This is a genomic window from Plantactinospora sp. CNZ321 (assembly GCF_004217235.1).
This window is the reverse complement of the sequence record NZ_SHKQ01000001.1, coordinates 7,484,187-7,504,116: the sequence shown is the minus strand read 5'-3', so window position 1 is coordinate 7,504,116 and position 19,930 is coordinate 7,484,187. Positions and strand designations below refer to the sequence as shown.

Below are 19,930 nucleotides of genomic sequence, written 5' to 3'. Positions count from 1 at the left end.
CCCCGGGCGGGCGGTTTCCCATGCTTCGGCCAGGGTCGGGCTCCCCGAGGTCGATGTCGGCGCCGCGACGTAGGCTGGCCGGCGTGAGTGCCAGAGACGACTCCGCGCGGACCGGAGTCGGAGTCGCAGTCGAGCCCGGCGCGGCGACCCGGGCGATCCGGGCAACGCGGCCGACCCGGCGTACCGTCGAAACCGAGCTGGGCCGCAAGCGGCGGGCGCGGCGGATCGGCCGGGTCCTGACCGAGACGCACCCCGACGCCCATTGTGAGCTCAACCACCAGGGTCCGTTGCAACTGGCCGTCGCGACCATCCTCTCCGCGCAATGCACCGACCAGCGGGTCAACGAGGTGACGCCCAAGCTGTTCGCTCGCTACCCGACCGCGGCCGACTACGCCGGGGCGGACCGGGCCGAGCTGGAGGAGCTGATCCGACCCACCGGCTTCTTCCGGAACAAGACCAACTCCTTGATCAATCTCGGTCGTCAGCTGGTCGAGCGGCACGACGGCGAGGTGCCGCGCCGGATGGCCGACCTGGTGGCGCTGCCCGGGATCGGTCGCAAGACCGCCAACGTCATCCTCGGCAACGCCTTCGGGGTGCCCGGGATAACCGTCGACACCCACTTCGACCGGCTCGTGCACCGGTGGGAGCTGACCACCGAGACCGACCCGGTCAAGATCGAGCACGCCGTCGGCGCGCTCTTCGAGCGCCGCGACTGGACGATGCTCTCGCACCGGGTGATCTTCCACGGCCGGCGGGTCTGCCACGCCCGCAAGCCCGCCTGCGGTGCCTGCACACTGGCCCGGCTCTGCCCCTCCTACGGGCTCGGCCCGACCGACCCGGCCGCCGCCGCGAAACTGCTCAAGGGCCCCCGGGCCCGCGAGCTGGCGGCGCAGGCCGGGGTCGATCCCGACCTGGTGCCGGCGACCGCCGCCGTCGGCGACACCCCGTGAGGTGGTTGCGTCCCGGCGGGTCGCTGCTGGCACTGGTGTTGCTCGCCGCCGCCTGTACCGGGCCGGACGCGGCACCGCGGGACGCTGACCCGACGGCGGGTGGGGAGAGCGCCACGACCACCGCCTTCGCCGACTGCACCACCCTGACCGCCCCGCTCGCCACCCCCGGCACTCCAGCAGTTGGCTCGACGGTCGGCTCGACGGCCGGTGCACCGGTTGGCTCGACGGCCGGCTCGAAGGTCGGCTCGACGGCCGATGCACCGGCCGGTTCGATGGTCGGGCGGTCGCTGCCGGCGTTGAGGCTGCCCTGCTTCGTCGGGACCGGCGAGGTCGACGTCGGCGAGTTGCGCGGACCGGCCGTGGTCAACCTGTGGGCCTCGTGGTGCCGGCCCTGCCGCAAGGAGCTGCCGGCCTTCCAACGGCTCACCGAGCGGGCCGGCGACCGGCTCCGGGTGGTCGGGGTGAACAGCGGGGACGCCCGACCCGCCGCCGCGTCGATCGGCGAGGACTTCGGGCTGGAGTTCCCCAGCCTCTACGACCGGGACAAGAAGCTGCTGACCGAGCTGGGCGGCCGACCGGTACTGCCGATCACGCTCTTCGTGGACGCGGAGGGGCGGATCCGGCACCGGGACGAGACGGGTGCCCTCGACGACGCCGAGCTGGCGACGCTGGTCCGCCGGCACCTGGGGGTGGCGGTGCCGTCGTGACCGAGTACCAACTCCCGGCGTGGTGCGAGCCGCTGCTCACCCGGGTCCGGTCCGCCCGTACCGAGGACTTCACCCAGTTGCGCACCCCGGCCAACCGCGGGCGGGCCAGTGCCGTACTGGTGCTCCTCGGTGAGCAGCCGGAGCACGGGCTCGACGTGCTGATCCTGCAACGGGCCGCGACCCTGCGCACCCATGCCGGGCAGCCGGCCTTTCCCGGTGGGGCCTGCGACCCGGGTGACGAGGACGCGGCGGCGACCGCCCTGCGAGAGGCGCACGAGGAGGTCGGCCTCGACCCGAGCAGCGTCACCGTGCTGGCCCAGTTGCCCCGGCTGTGGATTCCGGTCAGCGACTTCGTGGTCACCCCGGTACTCGCCTGGTGGCACCGGCCGCATCCGGTGCACTCCCGGGAGCCGGCCGAGGTGGCACACGTCGCGCGGCTGCCGGTCACCGAACTCGTCGACCCGGCCAACCGGGTCCGGGTACGCCACCCCAGTGGCTGGATCGGCCCTGCCTTCCAGGCCCGGGGGATGCTGGTCTGGGGCTTCACCGCAGGGGTGCTGGCAACCCTGCTGGAGATGGCCGGTTGGGCGCGGCCGTGGCCGCAGGACCGGGTACTCGACCTGCCGCCGGCGAGCCCGCCCCCGAGTCCCGCCCCGGGCGTGGAGAACCGTGACGCGGTGCAGGAGCGGGACGCGGCGCCATCCTCCTGAGTGGGGCGTACACCCTGCCTGGTGGGGGTCGGTGCGGACCGGTTCCGGCGGCGGCCGTAGGGCGGGCCGTGCGGCAACTGATCCGGCGCTGGGCACCGGTGGCCAAGGCCGTTCCCAGGTCTCCCCCGTACCCTGAACGGGTGTCGGTGGTGGATGTGGTCCTGATCCTGCTCATGTTGCTGTTCGCGATCAGCGGCTACCGGCAGGGATTCGTGATCGGCCTGCTCTCCTTCACCGGCTTCTTCGGCGGCGCCCTGCTCGGGTTGCAGGTCGGTCCGCTGCTCGCGGAGCAGTTCACCAGCAACGCGACCCGGATCGTGGTGGCGCTGGTCTCGATCTTCGGCCTGGCGGTGCTCGGCCAGGCCCTCGCCGGCTGGCTCGGCTCACACCTGCGGCACGCCATCACCAGCAGGGCCGGACGGACGGCCGACGACGTCGGTGGGGCGGTGGTCTCGCTCTTCGCCGTACTCCTGGTGGCCTGGCTGGTGGCCGTTCCGCTGGCCTCCTCGTCGCTGCCCTGGCTAGCCAGCGCGGTCCGCAACAGCGCGCTGCTGACCGTGGTGGACCGGGTACTGCCACCGGAGGCGCAGGCGCTGTCCCGGGCGTTGCGGGACACCGTCGACACCAACGGATTCCCGGACGTGTTCGGCGGGTTGGCCCCGACCCGGTCCCGCGAGGTGGCCTCGCCCGACCCGGCCCTGGCGGGCTCGCAGGTGGTGGTTAACGGGCGACGTTCGGTGGTCAAGGTGCTCGGCAACGCGCCCAGCTGCTCCCGCCGGATCGAGGGCTCCGGTTTCGTGTACGCCGAGAACCGGGTGATGACCAACGCGCACGTGGTGGCCGGCACCCGGAGCGTCCGGGTCGAACTGGCCGGCGAGCGGCACAGTGCCCGGGTGGTCGTCTACGACCCGGACCGCGACCTGGCGGTGCTCTACGTGCCGGAGCTGTCCGCTCCGGTGATGCGGTTCGCCACCGGGCAGGCGGCGATCGAGGATGACGCGATCGTGCTCGGATTCCCCCTGGACGGCCCCTACAACGCCCAGCCGGCCCGGATCAGGGACGTCGGGCAGATCACCGGCCCGGACATCTACGAGTCGGGCCGGGTCAATCGGGAGATCTACACGATCCGGGGGCTGGTCCGCAGCGGAAACTCCGGCGGCCCGCTGGTGGCCCCGGACGGCCAGGTGCTCGGGGTGATTTTCGCGGCGGCGGCCGACGACCCGAACACCGGCTTCGCGGTGACCGCCGACGAGGCCCGCTCCACCGCCAGCACCGGCCTGGAACGGACCCGGGTCACCAACACCGGTGCCTGCACCTGAGGCGGTGGCGGGGACGGCGGCAGGGACGTTCCGCCGGCCGGCTGGTGGGGTCAGGGGCGGTTCCGCCGGGCCCGACGCCGGGCCACCAGCACGGCCGCGGGGACGACCAGGAGCAGGAGGACGCCGCCGCTCCACAGCCCGGGCAGTTGGTGGCCGACCGTGTCGCCCGCCGGCTCGGCATTCCAGTCGGCCGAGTGGCCGGACGCCGCCGTGCCCACGCTCTCCGCCGGGTCGGTGGCGGACGGCGTCGCCGACTCCTGAGCGGGTGCCGAGCCGAAGCCGGCGACCCCGGGCGGGGCGGCGCCGTCGTCCAGCGGATTGGTCCGTACGCTCGACACCTCGCCGTTCAGCGCGGCGAGCGGGTCGACGACGCCGAAACCGAACCGGTCGTCCCGGCCGGACGGCCCGACGTCCCGAGCGGTGTTGATCAGCCGGTTGACCACGTCAGCGGCGGTCATCTTCGGCCAGTGCGATCTGACCAGGGCTGCCGCCGCGGCCACCAGCGGCGCGGCGAAGCTGGTCCCCTGGACCCGCCAGAAGCCGTTCGGCCGGGCGCCGGTGAGGCCGGTGGCCGGGGCGGAGAGCACGGTCTCCGGGCCGGTGATCGAGCCTGACCAGAGGGCGTCGCTCTCGCGTTCCAACCCCGCCACGGCGACGACGCCCGGCTCACGGGCCGGGTACCAGACCCGTTTTCCGGCGGACGAGCCCAAGTTGCCGGTGCAGGCGACGACGACCACGTCCCGGGCGAAGGCGTAGTCGAGGGCGGCGGCGAGCGCCGGGCTCTCCGCGGTGCCGCCCAGCGACAGGTTCACCACCTGGGCGCCGTTGTCGACCGCCCAGCGGACGCCCTTCGCGACGATCAGCGCGTCGTCGTAGCGGTTCTCCTCGTCGAGCACCCGGACGGGCAGGATCTTGGCCTTGGGGGCGAGCCCGGCCACGCCCCTGGTGTCGTCGTTGCGCCCGGCGATCAGCGCTGCGACCGTGGTGCCGTGCCCGACCGGATCGGTCTGGCCGTCGCCGATCCCCTCGACCAGATCGATGCCGGGCAGCACCTGCCCGGCGAGATCCGCGTGCGAGGCGTCCACCCCGGAGTCGACGACCGCCACCGTGACGCCCTTGCCGGAGGCGACCTTCCAGAGCGCCTTGGCGTTGAACTCCGCCAACTGCCACTGCTCGTCGCGCACCGCGTCGGCCAGCACGGGCAGGCTGGCCGGCGGTGCCGGCACCGCGGCGGTCGCCGGTGCCGGCCGCGGACCGAACAGCGATCCGGCGATCCCGGCCGTGGCGAGCAGCGCCGCTCCGGCGACCCGGGCGACGGCACGTTCGTATTGATGCGGCAGCCTGGTCACAGCATGGTCATTTCACCCCGGGGGACACATGATGCACGGAGGTTACCCCGTTTCACCCCCGTCGCGTGGCGAAACTTTGCAACCGATCTGAGATCCACTGTCCACCGCCCCGAGACCGAGGATCGAGCCGCCCTGGTGATCAGGTCCTCCGGCCCTGTGGACCTGACGGAAGGACGGATCCGACGGAACGACGGACCCGACGAGACCCAGCCCCCGGGAGGCTCCGCCCGACGAGAGCGGTCAGCTCGACGGAAGGTACGCGAGCTGCACCAGCCGGATGCCCTCCTTCCGGGTCACCAGCCGACCCCGGCCGGGCGGCATCGGGCCGGGGCGTACCGAGCCGATCAGGGCGCCCTCGTCCTTGCTGCCGGACATCACCAGCCCGGGGGAGGAGAGTTCCCGGAGGCGCTGGATGATCGGCTCGTAGAGCGACCGGGAGGCGCCCCCCGAACGCCGGGTCAGCACCACGTGCAGACCGACGTCCCGGGCCTGCGGGAGGTACTCCACCAGCGGCAGCAGCGGGTTGTTCGGCCCGGTGGCGACCAGGTCGTAGTCGTCGACGAGTACGAACAGTTCCGGCCCGGTCCACCAGGAGCGGTCCCGCAACTGCTGCGGGGTGACGTCCGGGCCGGGCAGCCGGCGCTGCATGTAGCCGGCGACCGACTCGATCAGCTCGCTGGTCGCCTGGGCGGCGGTGCCGTACCCGATCAGGTGGTCGGACTGGATCACGCCGAGCAGGCTGCGCCGGAAGTCGACCAGGATGATCCGGGCCTGCTCCGGGGTGTACCGGCTGGTGATCGAGGTGGCCAGCGCCCGCAGGAACGACGACTTGCCGCACTCGGCGTCGCCGAAGAGCAGGAAGTGCGGCTCGGAGGCGAAGTCGATCGAGACCTGCTGGAGGTCGGCCTCGGAGATGCCGATCGGCAGCCGCAGGCCGGTCGCACCGGCGACGTCCAGGTCGGCGTAGGGCAGCACCGGCGGGAGCAGCCGGACCCGGGGGGCGGGTGCGCCACTCCAGTTGCCGGCGACCGCCTTGACCAGAGCCTGGGTCTGGCCGCCGCCGAGGCTGGACAGCTCCGGCAGCACGGTCAGGAAGTGCAGGCTCTCGGCGGTGATACCGCGACCCGGCGTCTTCTCCGGCACGTTCGCCGCCGCCTTGCGGGCGATGATCGAGTCGGTGGGGTCACCGAGCCGCAGCTCCAGCCGGGAGCCGAACAGGTCGCGGATCGCCGGCCGGAAGTCCATCCAGCGGGGCGCCGCCGCCACCACGTGCACGCCGTACGAGAGGCCGCGGGTGGCGATGTCGGTGACCAGGGGCTCCAGGTCGTCGTACTCGCCACGCAGGGTGGGCCAGCCGTCGATGACCAGGAACACGTCACCGAACGGGTCCGCGCCGACCCCGACGCCGCCGGCCGAGGCCCGCCGCTTCCGGTACGCCGGCATCGACTCCACGCCCAGCTCGGCGAAGCGCTGCTCGCGATCGTTGAGCAGGGTGGCGATCTCGCCGACGGTACGCCGCACCGCCGCCGCCTCGGCCCGGCCGGCGACCCCACCGACGTGCGGCAGTTCGCGCAGCGAGGCGAGCGAGCCGCCGCCGAAGTCGAGGCAGTAGACCTGCACCTCGGCCGGGGTGTGGGTGAGCGCCAGGCCGCAGATCAGGGTGCGCAGCAGGCTCGACTTGCCGGACTGCGGGCCGCCGGCCACCGCCACGTGCCCGGCGCCGCCCTCCAGGGAGAGCCAGAGCAGGTCGCGGCGCTGTTCGAACGGCTTGTCGATCATCGCGACCGGCACCTGGAGCGCGCCGTGCAACTCGGGGTTGCCGAAGGTGAGTCCTCGGGACGGGTCGGTGACCACCGGGCCGAGGATCTCGTCCAGGGCCGGTGCCTGGGACAGCGGCGGCAGCCACACCTGGTGGGCCGGCGGACCCTGGCCGACCAGCCGGGAGACCATCACGTCGAGCAGGCTCTGCGCCGCCGGATCCTCCGGGGCCGGCTTGGGGGTGGCCGGCACCACCGGCTTGGGCACCGGGACGTGGTGCGTCGAGTACGACAGCAGCCGGGGACCGGTGTAGCCCTGCGCGCCCGGCCCACCCGCGGTGGTCTTCTGGTAGGGCCCGGAGACGTACGCCGCCTTGAACCGGACCAGCGGCTCGGTGCCGAACTTCAGGTAGCCGTGTCCCGGTGCCCGGGGCAGCTCGTAGGCGTCCGGCACGCCCAGCACCGCCCGGGACTCCAGGGCGGAGAAGGTCCGCAGACCGATCCGGTACGACAGGTGCGTGTCCAGCCCGCGCAGCCGGCCCTCCTCCAGCCGCTGCGAGGCGAGCAGCAGGTGCACCCCGAGCGACCGGCCCAGCCGGCCGATCTGCACGAAGAGGTCGATGAAGTCGGGCTTGGCGCTGAGCAGCTCGGAGAACTCGTCACAGATGATCAGCAGCGAGGGGAGCGGTGCCAGCGCGGCACCGCCGGAGCGGGCCTTGTCGTAGTCCTTCAGGTTGGCGTAGTTGCCGGCCTTGCGGAGCAACTCCTGCCGGCGGATCATCTCGCCGTTGATCGCGTCGACCATCCGGTCGACCAGCGGCAGCTCGTCGGCGAGGTTGGTGATCACTGCGGCGGTGTGCGGCAGCCGGTCCAGCGAGGCGAAGGTCGCGCCACCCTTGAAGTCGACAAGTACGAAGTTGAGCGCCTCGGACGAGTGCGTCGCCGCCAACCCGAGCACGAGGGTACGCAGCAGCTCGGACTTGCCGGAACCGGTGGCGCCGATGAGCAGGCCGTGCGGGCCCATGCCGTCCTGCGCGGACTCCTTCAGGTCGAGGTCGACCACGCCGCCGTCGCCGCCGACGCCGATCGGCACCCGCAGCTTGTCGCGGTTCGGTCGGGGCGCCCAGCCCTGCACGGTGCTGAAGTTCTCCGGGTCGCCGACCCCGAGCAGTTCGCCGAGGGTCATCTCCTTGACCAGTGACTCGTCCGAGGAGCCCTTCTGGGCGGCGGCGAGCCGCAGCGGGGCGAGCCGTCGGGCGACCGCCTCGGCCTCCTCGACGCTGAGCCGGTCGGGAGTGCCGACCTCGGCCTGCCCGTCCATGGAGTAGGTGTTCAGCCGGCCGCCGTCGGTCTCCAGCACCAGCATGGCCCGGTCCAGCAGCCGGGGCGGCGGGCTGTCCAGGTCGATGATGGTCACCGCGTCGATGCCGCTGTCCCCGGCCAGGTAGCTGGCCCCGTTCAGGTCGCCGCCGTCGAGCACGATCACCACGTGCGGGCCGTCGGTCGCCGGGCCGGAGAGGCTGAACCGGGAGCGGTTGCCGACCACGTCGTCGATCAGCTTCTCCAGCTCCACCGCGGAGCTGGCCACCAGGCGTACCGCGCCGAGCGCGTCGACGGCGGTCGGGTGGTGGGCGTGCGGCAGCCACTTGGCCCACTCCCACCGGGCCCGGCGTTCCGGGCCGGCGCAGATCGCGATCAGCAGTTCGTCGGGGGCGTGGAAGACCGAGAGCTGGGTGAGCACCGCCCGGGCCAGCGCCTGCGGGTCGCCGCCGGCCGGGTCCCGGGACTGGTCGGGCTGGCCCGGCGCGTTGCGCACGAAGACCCGGGCGAAGCCCCGCATGGAGAGCGCCACCGGCAGGTCCGGCACCACCGAGTACGCGTCGAGGAACCGGCGCAGCGCGCCGGCGGTCATCGGCTCCAGGTCCTCCAGCGGCCGGGTCACCGGCGGCACCAGCGGGGTGGCCAGGGTCTGCGGGCCGACCGCGACCCGGACGACGCCGAAGTCACCGTCGCTGGGGCGCCGCTCCCAGACCCGGAAACTGCCCACAGTGGACCAGAGCTGGGTCGGGTCGGGATGCCGGTAGAAGAGGCCGGCCCGCTGCTTCGACGCGGTCTCCCGGACCCGGCGCCGCAGGGTGGCCAGGTGCCGCAGGTACTCCCGACGGGCCTGCATCATCTCGGACTTCTTGGGCGAACCGGAAGCGCTGCCCCAGGAGGACGCCACCATCGCCAGCGAGGAGACGCCGAACATCGCGCCGATGACGTACGAGTAGGCGCCGCCGCCCCGGCCGAACATCATCGCCATCGCGACCGAGCCGCCGAGCATCGGCAGCACCATCATCAGTTGCTGCCACTTGCCGCCCGTCGCCTGCGGGATCTCCGGCGGTGCCTCGACGGCGAGTTCGCCGGTCGGGACCTCCGGCGCCGGCCGGCGCGGCGGACGCTTGATGACGACGGTGCTCATCGGTCGCCTCCCGCCGGTCTGTCCGTGCTGTCCCGCCGATCGGTGCCCACCTGCCCGGACCGGCCGCCACAAGGCCGTACGTCGAGCTCCGGGGCACGTCCGGCACGGCCGCTGCCGCTCCGGCCCTGGCCACCCGTGTCCATCTGAGACCTCCCCTAAGGCCGCGCCGGTGGAACCGTCGAGCCGTCCCGGCGGGCCATCCGACGCCCCCGCGTCGCAAATGTCATCGCGCTCGGTCGGACGAGTGTGACCCATCCTAGGTAAAGTGCGGTCGTCCGCGCAGCCATGGGTTGCCCCCTCGATGGAGGACTGTCGATGAGTACCGGGCTCGCCCGCGTCACGATCAGCGCGCCGCAACGACGGGTCGACGTCGCGCTGCCCGAACACCTGCCGCTGGCCGAACTCCTGCCCGAGGTACTCCGGCACGCCGGCGAGGGGTTGGCCGACGACGGCGAGAAACACGGCGGGTGGTTGCTGCGCCGTACCGACGGCGCGCCGTTGGCGGCCGGCAAGGCACTGCTGCCGCAGGGCGTCCGCGACGGCGACGTGCTGCACCTGGTGCCGGCCCGGGCACAGTGGCCGGAGCTGGAATACGACGACGTGGTGGAGGCGATCGCCGACGGGGCGAGGCGCCGGGGCAGCGCGTGGTCCGGGCGGAACACCCGGATCGGCACGCTCGGTGCGGCGGGCGGTCTGCTCGCCGTCTGCCTGCTCGCGGTCGTGGCCGGTGGCACGCTGTGGGAGATGGGCGCCTTCGTCGCGCTCGGTGCGGCCGTACTGCTGTCGCTGAGTGCGGTGGTGGCCTCCCGGGCGTACGGGGACGCCACGGCCGGTGCCGCCCTCGGCGGGTACGCGATGCCGTTCGCCTTCTTCGGCGGCGCCCTGCTGGTCGCCTCCGGGGACCCGGTGGGCGTGATCGGGTGGGTCGGCTGGCTCGGTGCGCCGGAGGCGCTGGCCGGCTCGGTCGCGCTGCTGCTGATCGCGGTGCTCGGCATGGTCGGGGTCGCCGCCGGGCTGCGGGTCTTCGCCGCCGGTGTCTCGGTCGGGCTGCTCGGCGCGCTGGCCGCGCTGGTCGGGTTCGTGGTCTCGGCGGCGGGTTCGGCGGCGATCCTGATGGCCGCGCTGGTCTGTGCGATCGGCATGCTGCCGCTGCTGGCGATCCGCTTCGGCAAGCTGCCGATGCCGCCGATCACGCTACCCACCGGTGCCGAGGCGGCCGAGGGTTTCACCGCGACCACCCCGATGCCGAGCGGCGTGCGGGAGCGGCCGGACCGGGGACGGGTCTTCGCGGCGGTCGCCCGGACCGAGGAGATGCTCACCGGGATGCTGGTCGGGCATGCCGTACTGGCCGTGGTGGCGGCGCTGGTGCTGGTGGTGGCGGGCGGGTTCTCCGGCCGGCTGATGGTCGCGGTCTCGGCGGCGGCCCTGCTGCTGCGGTCCCGGCTCTTCGTCACGGTCCGGCAGCGGGTACCGCTGATGGCGGCCGGGATCGGCTCCGCCGTGGTGCTCGGGATCGCCCTGCTGTTCCGGATGCAGGAGACCGGCCTGCTGCTGCTCGCCGGCGGCGGCCTGGTGCTCGCCCTGGTGGTGGTCGCGGCCGGCGCGACCTACTCGAAGCGGGAGCCCGGACCCTACCTGGGTCGGACCGCCGATCTCGTCGACACCATCATGGTGATCGCGGTGGTGCCGGTGGCCTGTGCGGTGCTGGGCCTCTACGCCCAGGCCCGCGGCCTGCTCGGCTGACCGCCCCCAGCCGGGAACATGCGGCGGGGACGAAATCGGCCGGTGCACCCTTGACGGGGTGCCACCGGCCGGTTGCTGCCGTTGCGGGGGTCAGTGTGGTGACTCGCCCCGTTCGACCGCTTCCTGGTGCCGCCGGAACGACGTCCGGATCTCCGCCTCCGCCTCGGTCCGGCCGACCCAGGTGGCACCCTCGACCGATTTGCCTGGCTCCAGGTCCTTGTACACCTCGAAGAAGTGCTGTATCTCCAGCCGGTCGAACTCGCCGAGGTGGTGTATGTCCCGCAGGTGCTCCTGGCGCGGGTCCTCGTACGGCACGCAGAGGACCTTGTCGTCGCCGCCCTTCTCGTCCGTCATCCGGAACATGCCGATCGTCCGGCACCGGATGAGGCAACCTGGAAACGTGGGTTCGGGTACCAGCACCAGAGCGTCGAGTGGATCGCCGTCCTCACCCAGGCTGCCTTCGATGAAACCGTAGTCCGCCGGGTACTGGGTCGAGGTGAAGAGGGTCCGGTCCAGCCGGATCCGGCCGCTCACGTGGTCCACCTCGTACTTGTTGCGGTGACCCTTGGGGATCTCAACCGTGACGTCGAAATCCATCTCGCACGCTCCCTCGTTTGCCGGCGCTGGCCCACGGAACCACAACGATCGGCACCTGCGCGGGTGATCTCGCGATTCACCTTGCCGCCGCCCCCGTGCGGTGTTCGGACCAAAGTAGTGTCGCGTAGGCAGAATTCGACGGGGAGGAGGGGCCGGTGGGGAGTGAAGATTCACACTCGGGCCTGGCCGGAGGGAACCCGCCGGAGCATCCCGCACAGGGTCGCGTGGTGGTGCCGGGCGTCGGCGGACCGCAGCCGCCCACCGGGCCCGCGCCGGTCCGTGGCCGGGCCGTCGTCCCGCTGCCGGCCAGCCTGCCGATCCCGCCGTCGGACACCCCGAACCACGCGCCCGGCGCGCCGCAGCGGCCCGCACCGCCGCCCTGGCCCGGGCGGTCGGAGGCGGACGCACCGGGCGGGCCGGGAACGCCGGCTTCCGGCAACGGCCCACTCCCATCCGGTACGCCGCCCCCGGGCAGCTTGCCGCCGGGTGGTCCGACTCCGGGCGGTCCGCCCCCGGGCAGCTTGCCGCCGGGTGGTCCGACTCCGGGCGGTCCGCCCCCGGGCAGCTTGCCGCCGGGGGTGTCCGGCGGTGGCGCGGTGCCCGGCGGCGTACCACCGGCCGGACGGCAGCGCCGGGGCCGGCTGCTCGGCGTACTCGCGGCCGTCCTGGTGTTCGCCCTCGCCGTCGCCGGGGTGGCCGTGGTCCGCCCCGGTCCGGTGGACGGCTGGCTGGGCGGGAGCGACTCGCCGACCCCCGGTGCCGTCGACCCGGCCGAACCGCCGCCACCGCCCGTGCTCGCGGCCGCCGGGGCGAACGCTCCGGTACCCACCCCCGAGGGCGTACGGGCCGTGCTGGGCCCGTTGGTCACCTCGTCCACCCTCGGCGACGAGGTGAACATCTCGGTCGTCGACGCGGTCACCGGGCAGGTGCTCTACGAGAAGGGCCAGGACACCCCGACCGTCCCGGCGTCGACCACGAAACTGGTCACCGCGGCTGCCGTACTCGCGGCACGTGGTCCGGCGTACCGGATCGCGACCCGGGTGGTGGCCGGGCCGAACCCGGGCGAGGTGGTGATCATCGGCGCCGGTGACCCGACGCTGTCGGTGGACGCCACCGGGTGGTACCCGGGCGCTGGGCGGCTCGACCGGCTCGCCGCCCAGGTCAAGAAGGCGCTCGGCGGCACCGCCCCGACGAAGGTGATCGTCGACGGGACCCTCTTCCCCGGCCCGGTCGTCGAACCGGACTGGGACCCGGACGCCCCCACCGGCGGATTCGGCGCGGTGATCACGGCGCTGATGACCGACGGCGCGCGGAGGAACCCGGCGGACAAGGGCCGGGGCCAGGCGCGGTACGCCAAGCCCGACGAGGCCGCCGGGCGGGCCTTCGCCAGGTTGCTCGGGCTGCCGAACTCGGCGGTGGTGAGCGGCACGGCGCCAGCGGCGGCCGCCACCGCCCCGGACACGGCCGCCAGCGCCAGCCCCGGCACCGCCGGGCCGCCGGTCGTCGGCGCCGAACTGGGCCGGGTCCAGTCCCCGCCGATGATCCGGCTGGTCGAGTTCATGCTCCGGGAGAGCGACAACGTGGTGGCCGAGGCGCTGGCCCGGCAGGTCGCGCTCAGCCGGGACAAGCCGGCCTCGTTCGTCGGCGCGGCGGAGGCGGTCGACGAGATGGTCGGCGAGCTCGGGCTGCCGGCGGCGGAGAGTGCGCTCGCCGACGGCAGCGGGCTGTCCCGGGCCAACCGGGTCACCCCGAGCCTGCTGACCGACCTGCTGACGATGGCCGCGAAGCAGACCCGGCCGGAGCTCGCCGACCTGTTCCCGGGGCTGCCGGTGGCGGCCTGGTCCGGCACCCTGCGCGACCGGTTCGACCGGTCCGGCGAGCAGCCGACCACGGCCGGCGCGGGCGTGGTGCGGGCCAAGACCGGCACGCTGAGCGGGGTGCACGCGATCTCCGGCGTGGTGACCACCGCCGACGGCCGGCTGCTGGCCTTCGCCGTACTCGCCAACAAGGTGCCGGTGGGGCAGCTGCAGGCGCAGCCGGCACTGGACCGGATCGTCACCGCCCTGGCCCGGTGTGGCTGCCGCTGACCCCCGAGGTCGGGATTGGGCGTGTTGTGCCCGGGTACGGTGGTGGTATGGCGCAGTTCGTGGACTGGGATCTGGCCGCCGCCACCGCAGGGGCGTTGGGAAAGTCGGGACCTCGGGTCTCGTACGACGAGGCGACCGAGGTGGTGTCCGAGCTGCGTCGGCTGACCGACGAGGCCGCCGGTCACGTGCTGGCGTACACCGGGCTGCGTCCACAGGTCGCCCATCCACCGGTACGGGTGGTGGACCGGCGGGACTGGGCGGCGACCAACATCGCCGGGCTGCGTGAGGTGATCACCCCGCTGATCACCCGCCTCTCCGGGGACAGGCCACCGGGGGTGATCACCGACACGATCGGCTCCCGGCTGACCGGGGTGCAGGCCGGCACGGTACTGGCCTACCTCTCCGGCCGGGTCCTCGGCCAGTACGAGGTCTTCTCCGCCGACCCCGGCCAACTGTTGCTGGTCGCCCCGAACATCGTCGAGGTGGAGCGGAAGCTCCAGGCCGATCCCCGGGACTTCCGGCTCTGGGTCTGCCTGCACGAGGTGACCCACCGCACCCAGTTCACCGCCGTGCCGTGGATGCGCGGGCACTTCCTCGGCGAGGTGCAGGCGTTCGTCGACGCCTCCCAGGCCGGCGGGGACAACTTCCTCGACCGGATCCGCCGGGGCGTCGGCACCCTCTCCGACGCGGTCCGCAACCCGGAGAGCCGGGCCAGCGTGCTGGACATCGTGCAGACGCCCGGCCAGCGGGCGGTACTCGACCGGCTGACCGCGCTGATGACCCTGCTGGAGGGGCACGCGGAGTTCGTGATGGACGGCGTCGGGCCGGAGGTCATCCCGAGCGTCGAGTCGATCCGGGCGAAGTTCAACCGGCGCCGCGAGTCCGGCAACCCGCTGGAGAAGGCGATCCGCAAGCTGCTCGGCGTCGACGTCAAGATGCGCCAGTACGCGGAGGGCCGCAAGTTCGTGCACGGTGTGGTGGACCGGGTCGGCATGGAGGGCTTCAACCGGATCTTCAGCTCGCCGCTGACCCTGCCCCGACTGGAGGAACTCGCCGACCCGGACGCCTGGGTGACCCGGGTGCACGGTCCGGTCGGTCCGGTCGCCACCACCGGCTGACCGGTCGTGGCCGCCCTGCCGCCGCCGGTCGCGGCGATCCGGGTCGCGGTCCGGCGGGCGCTGCACGACGTACCCCGGAACCGTCCGGTCCTCGTCGCCTGCTCGGGCGGCGCCGACTCGCTCGCGCTGGCCGCCGGCACCGCCTTCGTGGCGCCCCGGCTGGGCGTGCCGGCCGGGCTGGTCACCGTCGACCACGGTTTGCAGGAGGGCTCGGCCCGGCGGGCCGCCGACGTCGCGCGGTGGGCCGGCGGGCAGGGTTTCGGGCCGGTCGAGGTGGCGACGGTCGAGGTCGCCGGCCGGCCGGGCGGTCCGGAGGCGGCGGCCCGGGAGGCGCGGTACCGCGCACTGGTCGAGGCCGCCCACCGGCACGACGCCGGTACCGTGCTGCTCGGGCACACCCGCGACGACCAGGCCGAGACGGTGCTGCTCGCGCTGGCCCGGGGCGCCGGCCCGCGCGGGCTCGCCGGCATGCCGGCCACCCGGGAGTACGCCGGGGTGACGCTGGCCCGTCCACTGCTGGAGGTCACCCGCGAGCAGACCCGCAAGGCGTGTGCGCTGCTCGGGCTGACCCCGTGGGAGGACCCGCACAACACCGACGACCGGTACGCCCGGGCCCGGGTCCGCTCCGACGTGCTGCCGGTACTGGTCCGGGCGCTCGGTCCCGGGGTGCTGGACAACCTGGCCCGGACCGCCCGGCTGGCGGCCGAGGACAGCACCGCGCTGGACGACCTGGCCCGGGCCGGCTACGCCGAGGCGCTGATCCGGCCGGCCGGCGAGCAGGCGGGGGCGGCCACGGCCCGTGCGGCCGGCGAGCCGGCGGGAGCGGCCACGGCCCGGCTGGCCGTACCGGTGCTGGCCGGAATGCCGCCGGCGGTGCGTACCCGGGTGCTGCACCTCTGGTGCCGCGAGGTGGGCGCGGCACCGGCCGCGCTGTCGTACCGGCACATCGCGGCGCTGCACGCGTTGGTCAATGCGTGGCGCGGCCAGGGCGCGGTGCACCTGCCCGGCGGCATCCGGGCCACCCGGCGCGGCGGGGTGTTGATCGCGGAGTAGGCCTGGGCCCGTCCGCGTCGTATCGGGGCCGGTCCGGGCGAGTATCACCCCGTCGCCGTGCTCCGTTCACAATGTCCACGGCATCCAGCACACCGAATGATCTGCAACGCTTCCCTTGCCCGACCTGTGTTGCCTTCGAACGGCCGGGAAGATCGGCCGCACCAGGGAAGGAAGGCAGCGTGATCGCGTTGCAGGGCAAGGGCGACCCGCCGGCGCTCGCCGACACCGGACCACCGGGTCGATCCGACTTCGAGGAGCTCTACGCGGCGCACTTCCAGCCGTTGACCGTCCAACTGTTCGCGTACACGAACGACATGGGTGCCGCCCAGGAGGTGGTGCAGGAGGCGTTCTGCCGGGCGCTCGCGCGGTGGAAGAAGATCGCGCTCTACGACGACCCGTCGGCCTGGGTACGCCGGGTGGCCTGGAACCTCGCCACCAACCGGTGGCGCCGGGCCAGGACGGCCGCCCAGTTCCTCCGACGCCAGCGCGAGGAGTACAGCCCGGCGCCGAATCCGGACCGGGTGGCGCTGGCGCAGGCCCTCAAGGCGCTGCCAGCTCGGCAGCGGCGAGCGGTGATTCTCTACTATCTCGCGGACCTTCCGGTCAACGAGATCGCCCGCCAGGATGGCGTCGCCGAGGCGACGGTCAGGTCCTGGCTGCATCGCGGCCGAACGGCACTCGCGGCCCAACTTTCCGGACAGGGGGAGCGTCATGCCTGACTTCGATGACAAGGTGCTGGCCGGCGCCTTCGCCGAGTTCCGAAACGAGAACATGCCACAGGTGAAGCCACTCGGGGTGGAGGCGGCGTACGCCACGGTGCGCGACCGGCGCCGAACCAGGACGATCACCACGGCGGTGCTGGCGGTGCTCTTCGTGGTCGGACCCGTCACGGCGTACGCGGCGGTCGGTCACGACTCACAGCGGCCACCGCCGTCCATCGTCGCCGACACCCCGACCCCGAAGTCCGAGCCGACCACGCCCCCGGCGTCCACGTCCCCGTCCGCGCCCCCGACGACGCCGCCGGACGGCCGGATCAGCCAGGCGGAGCTGAGCCGGGCCACCCTGGAGATTCCCGCCTGGCCGTCCGACGCGATCGTCTCGGAGTGCGTCTCGGGCTCGGTGCGCTTCGACGGCGGGTATCGAATCGGAGACTCGGTCGGGATGAACTTCGACAAGGTGGTACACACCGACCTCGACGGGGACGGCGCGCGGGAGACGGTGGCCCGGCTTTCCTGCGGCGACCAGGAGACCGCATACCAGGTGTTGGCCTTCGACCGGGACGCGGGCGGCCGGATCCGTACCCTCGGCCGGGTTGTCGCGCAGACCGGGCCGATCAAGGGGATCTGCGACGTCCGGGCGGGGGAGTCCGGCACGGTCCGGGTACAGGTGGTCGACTACCCGGCCCCGCACCACTGCTCGAAGCTGGCGCTGCCCGGGTACGCCCAGAAGCAGTGGCGTACGTACGCCTGGAACGGCGACCGGTTCACCCAGGCCGGCGGGCCGACCGCCTTCCCGTCGAACCAGAGGGTCAGTGATCTGACGGTGACCAGTTCCGACCTGACGTTCGGAGCGCTGGACGGCGGTGTACGCCGGGGCACCATGACGGTGACGGTGCGCAGCCTCGGCCCGGGGATGGTGCCGTACGTGGTCCACCTCACCCTGCCCGGCGGGCTCACCCTGGTGCGGCCCGGCGGTTGCGAGGTGGAGAACTATCCGAGCGGCAGCATGGGCGTGAGCTGTGACTATCCCGCGCTCAAGCCGAACGCGAGCCGGACCTTCACATTCGAGTTCACCGCTCCGCGTGCGATCGAGATCGAACTCGTGCCGGAGGCGCTGGTTCAGCAGGAAGGCTGGGGTGAATCGGACGCCTGGGGTGACCCGGAGGGGGACAACAACCGAACGGAGTTCTCCATCACGTTCTGATCGGGCGGCATCGACCTCCACCCCGGCGTCGGCCGGTCGCTTCTCTGGCGGCCGGCCGACGCCGGGTGTCTGTGTGCGTCCATGCCGCTGTGGTCAGCCGGGGAGGAGGGCCTGGTCGTGCGGGGCGCGGCTCCGGAAGGTCGACCGGTAGGCGTGCGGGGTGGCGCCGAGCCGGCGGCCGAAGTGGTGCCGGAGGGTGGCCGCGTCGCGGAAGCCCGCCCGGCTGGCCACCGCGTCGATGCTTAGCTCGGTCTCCTCCAGCAGCCGCCGGGCCAGCAGCACCCGCTGGTTGGTGATCCAGTCGTGCGGTGTGGTGCCGGTCTCGGCCCGGAAGCGCCGGGCGAAGGTGCGGGGCGCCATGTGCGCTCGGCCGGCGAGGTCGTCGACGGTGAGTGGCCGGTCGAGGTGCTCCATCAGCCAGCTCAGCACCGGCTCCAGGGTGGGCGCCGCCGGGGTGGGTGCGATCGGTGCCTCGATGTACTGCGCCTGCCCGCCGTCGCGGTGCGGTGGCACCACCATCCGGCGGGCCAGTTTGGTGGCGAGCGCCGAGCCGTGCTCCTGGCGGACCAGGTGCAGGCAGGCGTCGATCCCGGCCGCCGTGCCGGCCCCGGTGAGCAGGTTGCCGTCCTGCACGTAGAGCGAGTTGCAGCGCACCTTGGCCAGCGGGTACATCTCGGCGAGCCGGTCGGCGTACTTCCAGTGGGTGGTGCACTCGCGCCCGTCGAGCAGGCCGGCGGCGGCAAGCACGAACGCGCCCGAGCAGACACTGAGCACGTACGCCCCGCGGTCGGCGGCGCGGCGCAGCGCCGCCAGCACGCTCTCCGGGATCGGGGCGCCGATGCGGTGTATCGCGGGCAGGGCGACCAGGTCGGCGTCCTCGACCGGGGTCAGGTCCGCGCTCGGGGTCAGGCCGAAGCCGGACCGGGTGCGGACCGGCCTGCCGTCGTGGGTGCAGACGTCGAAGCGGTAGCCGGGGAAGCCGTCGGCGACCCGGTCGGTGCCGAAGACCTCGCAGAGCACCCCCAGCTCGAAGGGGGCCACCGGTTCCAGGGCGATCACGGCCACGTTGCGGAGCATGGATCGAGGCTAGCCGAGATGTGGCAGAAATTCGATGGTGTATGGCAAAGCTGCCACTGTCCGAACGGTACCCGGCGGCGCAGACTGGAGTCACGACAGCCGGTGCGCACCGGCGGCGAACCAAAAGGACCGGTCAGGCCCGCGATACCGGGCCGGCCGCATCGACCGGAGAGGTCACGCCGCCATGGAACTCTTCTTCTCGCTCTTCTTCCTCGTCCTGGTCCTCGCCTCGATGCTCGGACTCACCGCCGACAGCCGCGACTCGGCCGACTGGCGGCCCAGCAACGGCGGCTGGCGGGCGTCGCCCCGCGGCTGAGGTACCGGGTCGAACCGTCCGCGCCTGGCCAGCCGGGGTGGGCACCGCGGGAAGGTGCCGCCCCGGCGACGGGCGCGAAGGGGCGTACGGCAGGCTAGGCGCATGGTGCAGGGCTCCTGGTACGACGCCGACATCGACCACGTGATCATCTCGGAGGAGCAGATTCGGGAAAAGATCGCGGAACTGGCCAAACAGGTGGCCGCGGACTACGCAACCGTGGAGGACGGAATCCTCCTGGTCTGCGTGCTCAAGGGGGCGGTCATGTTCATGGCCGACTTCTCCCGGGCCCTGGGCCGATACGGCCCCTCGGCCGAACTCGAGTTCATGGCCCTCTCCTCGTACGGGCAGGGCACCAGCTCCTCCGGGACCCTGCGGATCCGCAAGGACCTGGACCGGGACATCGCCGGCCGGCACGTGGTGGTGGTGGAGGACATCGTCGACTCCGGGCTCACCCTCTCCTGGCTGCTGCGCTATCTGGAGTCCCGGAAGGCGGCCAGCGTCGAGGTGGTGGCGCTGTTCCGCAAGCCGGACGCGATCAAGGTCTCGGTGCCGGTGAAGTACGTCGGCTTCGACATCCCGAGCGAGTTCGTGGTCGGCTACGGGCTGGACTTCGCCGAGCGCTACCGCGAGGTCCCCTACGTCGGCGTGCTGAAGCCGGAGGTCTACGCCCGGTCCTGAGCCGGCCCGTCGACGAGCCGGCCGGACCTCCGGCTCGTCCTCGTCCGGACGGGACTTTTTCGGCCCGGCTCGGACCCCTTGT

The 19,930-nt window shown here is 73.1% G+C and carries 16 protein-coding genes; 12 read left to right on the top strand and 4 right to left on the bottom strand.

Annotation, left to right across the window (positions count from 1 at the left end; all coding sequences use genetic code 11):
- Window positions 1–155: 155 nt before the first annotated feature.
- From nth to EV371_RS32630, 4 genes are all read left to right on the top strand, one after another.
- A complete protein-coding gene (nth, locus tag EV371_RS32645; protein ID WP_349340264.1) occupies window positions 156–950 on the top strand; it encodes an endonuclease III in 795 nt (264 codons plus the stop codon).
- Window positions 947–1,657 (top strand): TlpA disulfide reductase family protein, encoded by a 711-nt coding sequence (locus tag EV371_RS32640; protein ID WP_486484887.1) that lies wholly within the window; start codon window positions 947–949, stop codon window positions 1,655–1,657. Before nth ends, EV371_RS32640 begins: the two co-directional genes overlap by 4 nt.
- Complete coding sequence (locus tag EV371_RS32635; protein ID WP_130465442.1) at window positions 1,654–2,367, top strand: NUDIX hydrolase; 714 nt, start codon at window positions 1,654–1,656, stop codon at window positions 2,365–2,367. Before EV371_RS32640 ends, EV371_RS32635 begins: the two co-directional genes overlap by 4 nt.
- A 140-nt stretch (window positions 2,368–2,507) precedes the next feature.
- Window positions 2,508–3,686 carry a MarP family serine protease gene (locus tag EV371_RS32630; RefSeq protein ID WP_130465441.1) on the top strand — a complete coding sequence of 393 codons (1,179 nt, stop codon included), beginning with the start codon at window positions 2,508–2,510 and terminating at the stop codon, window positions 3,684–3,686.
- A 50-nt stretch (window positions 3,687–3,736) separates the two neighbouring features.
- On the opposite strand, the gene mycP is transcribed toward EV371_RS32630, so the two are convergent.
- Window positions 3,737–5,026: a type VII secretion-associated serine protease mycosin gene (gene mycP / locus EV371_RS32625; protein ID WP_486484995.1), complete on the bottom strand. Its 1,290-nt coding sequence runs from the start codon at window positions 5,024–5,026 to the stop codon at window positions 3,737–3,739.
- Window positions 5,027–5,275: 249 nt separating this feature from the next.
- Window positions 5,276–9,256 (bottom strand): type VII secretion protein EccCa, encoded by a 3,981-nt coding sequence (gene eccCa / locus EV371_RS32620; protein WP_130465440.1) that lies wholly within the window; start codon window positions 9,254–9,256, stop codon window positions 5,276–5,278.
- A 315-nt stretch (window positions 9,257–9,571) separates the two neighbouring features.
- On the opposite strand from eccCa, the gene eccD reads away from it, so the two are divergent.
- Entirely contained in the window at window positions 9,572–10,999 is a 1,428-nt protein-coding gene (gene eccD / locus EV371_RS32615) for a type VII secretion integral membrane protein EccD (protein WP_130465439.1), read from the top strand.
- A 90-nt stretch (window positions 11,000–11,089) separates the two neighbouring features.
- Here eccD and EV371_RS32610 read toward each other — a convergent pair whose 3' ends face one another.
- Window positions 11,090–11,596: an inorganic diphosphatase gene (locus EV371_RS32610; RefSeq protein ID WP_130465438.1), complete on the bottom strand. Its 507-nt coding sequence runs from the start codon at window positions 11,594–11,596 to the stop codon at window positions 11,090–11,092.
- Between the two features lie 596 nt (window positions 11,597–12,192).
- On the opposite strand from EV371_RS32610, the gene dacB reads away from it, so the two are divergent.
- The 5 genes from dacB (at window position 12,193) to EV371_RS32585 (ending at window position 17,777) form a co-directional block, all read left to right on the top strand.
- Entirely contained in the window at window positions 12,193–13,683 is a 1,491-nt protein-coding gene (gene dacB, locus EV371_RS32605; RefSeq protein WP_486484994.1) for a serine hydrolase family protein, read from the top strand.
- 47 nt (window positions 13,684–13,730) lie between these two features.
- On the top strand, window positions 13,731–14,801 hold the full coding sequence (locus EV371_RS32600; protein ID WP_130465437.1) for a zinc-dependent metalloprotease: 1,071 nt from the start codon (window positions 13,731–13,733) through the stop codon (window positions 14,799–14,801).
- A 6-nt stretch (window positions 14,802–14,807) separates the two neighbouring features.
- Window positions 14,808–15,854: a tRNA lysidine(34) synthetase TilS gene (gene tilS, locus EV371_RS32595; protein WP_130465436.1), complete on the top strand. Its 1,047-nt coding sequence runs from the start codon at window positions 14,808–14,810 to the stop codon at window positions 15,852–15,854.
- Window positions 15,855–16,042: 188 nt separating this feature from the next.
- A complete protein-coding gene (locus EV371_RS32590) occupies window positions 16,043–16,573 on the top strand; it encodes an RNA polymerase sigma factor (protein ID WP_349340266.1) in 531 nt (176 codons plus the stop codon).
- On the top strand, window positions 16,566–17,777 hold the full coding sequence (locus tag EV371_RS32585; protein ID WP_130465434.1) for a hypothetical protein: 1,212 nt from the start codon (window positions 16,566–16,568) through the stop codon (window positions 17,775–17,777). The genes EV371_RS32590 and EV371_RS32585 overlap by 8 nt, the downstream gene beginning before the upstream one ends.
- A 93-nt stretch (window positions 17,778–17,870) precedes the next feature.
- On the opposite strand, the gene EV371_RS32580 is transcribed toward EV371_RS32585, so the two are convergent.
- Entirely contained in the window at window positions 17,871–18,854 is a 984-nt protein-coding gene (locus EV371_RS32580; protein ID WP_130465433.1) for a helix-turn-helix domain-containing protein, read from the bottom strand.
- Window positions 18,855–19,038: 184 nt separating this feature from the next.
- On the opposite strand from EV371_RS32580, the gene EV371_RS34875 reads away from it, so the two are divergent.
- Window positions 19,039–19,170: a hypothetical protein gene (locus EV371_RS34875; RefSeq protein WP_349340448.1), complete on the top strand. Its 132-nt coding sequence runs from the start codon at window positions 19,039–19,041 to the stop codon at window positions 19,168–19,170.
- Window positions 19,171–19,272: 102 nt separating this feature from the next.
- Complete coding sequence (gene hpt / locus EV371_RS32575; protein WP_130465432.1) at window positions 19,273–19,848, top strand: hypoxanthine phosphoribosyltransferase; 576 nt, start codon at window positions 19,273–19,275, stop codon at window positions 19,846–19,848.
- Window positions 19,849–19,930: the final 82 nt, after the last annotated feature.

Bases quoted from the DNA above. Each gene is read 5' to 3' on its own strand.
- EV371_RS34875 (WP_349340448.1), top strand. From the start codon at position 19,039: ATGGAACTCTTCTTCTCGCTCTTCTTCCTCGTCCTGGTCCTCGCCTCG.
- EV371_RS32585 (WP_130465434.1), top strand. From the start codon at position 16,566: ATGCCTGACTTCGATGACAAGGTGCTGGCCGGCGCCTTCGCCGAGTTC.
- EV371_RS32610 (WP_130465438.1), bottom strand. From the start codon at position 11,596: ATGGATTTCGACGTCACGGTTGAGATCCCCAAGGGTCACCGCAACAAG.
- EV371_RS32600 (WP_130465437.1), top strand. From the start codon at position 13,731: ATGGCGCAGTTCGTGGACTGGGATCTGGCCGCCGCCACCGCAGGGGCG.
- eccCa (WP_130465440.1), bottom strand. From the start codon at position 9,256: ATGAGCACCGTCGTCATCAAGCGTCCGCCGCGCCGGCCGGCGCCGGAG.
- eccD (WP_130465439.1), top strand. From the start codon at position 9,572: ATGAGTACCGGGCTCGCCCGCGTCACGATCAGCGCGCCGCAACGACGG.
- EV371_RS32580 (WP_130465433.1), bottom strand. From the start codon at position 18,854: ATGCTCCGCAACGTGGCCGTGATCGCCCTGGAACCGGTGGCCCCCTTC.
- hpt (WP_130465432.1), top strand. From the start codon at position 19,273: ATGGTGCAGGGCTCCTGGTACGACGCCGACATCGACCACGTGATCATC.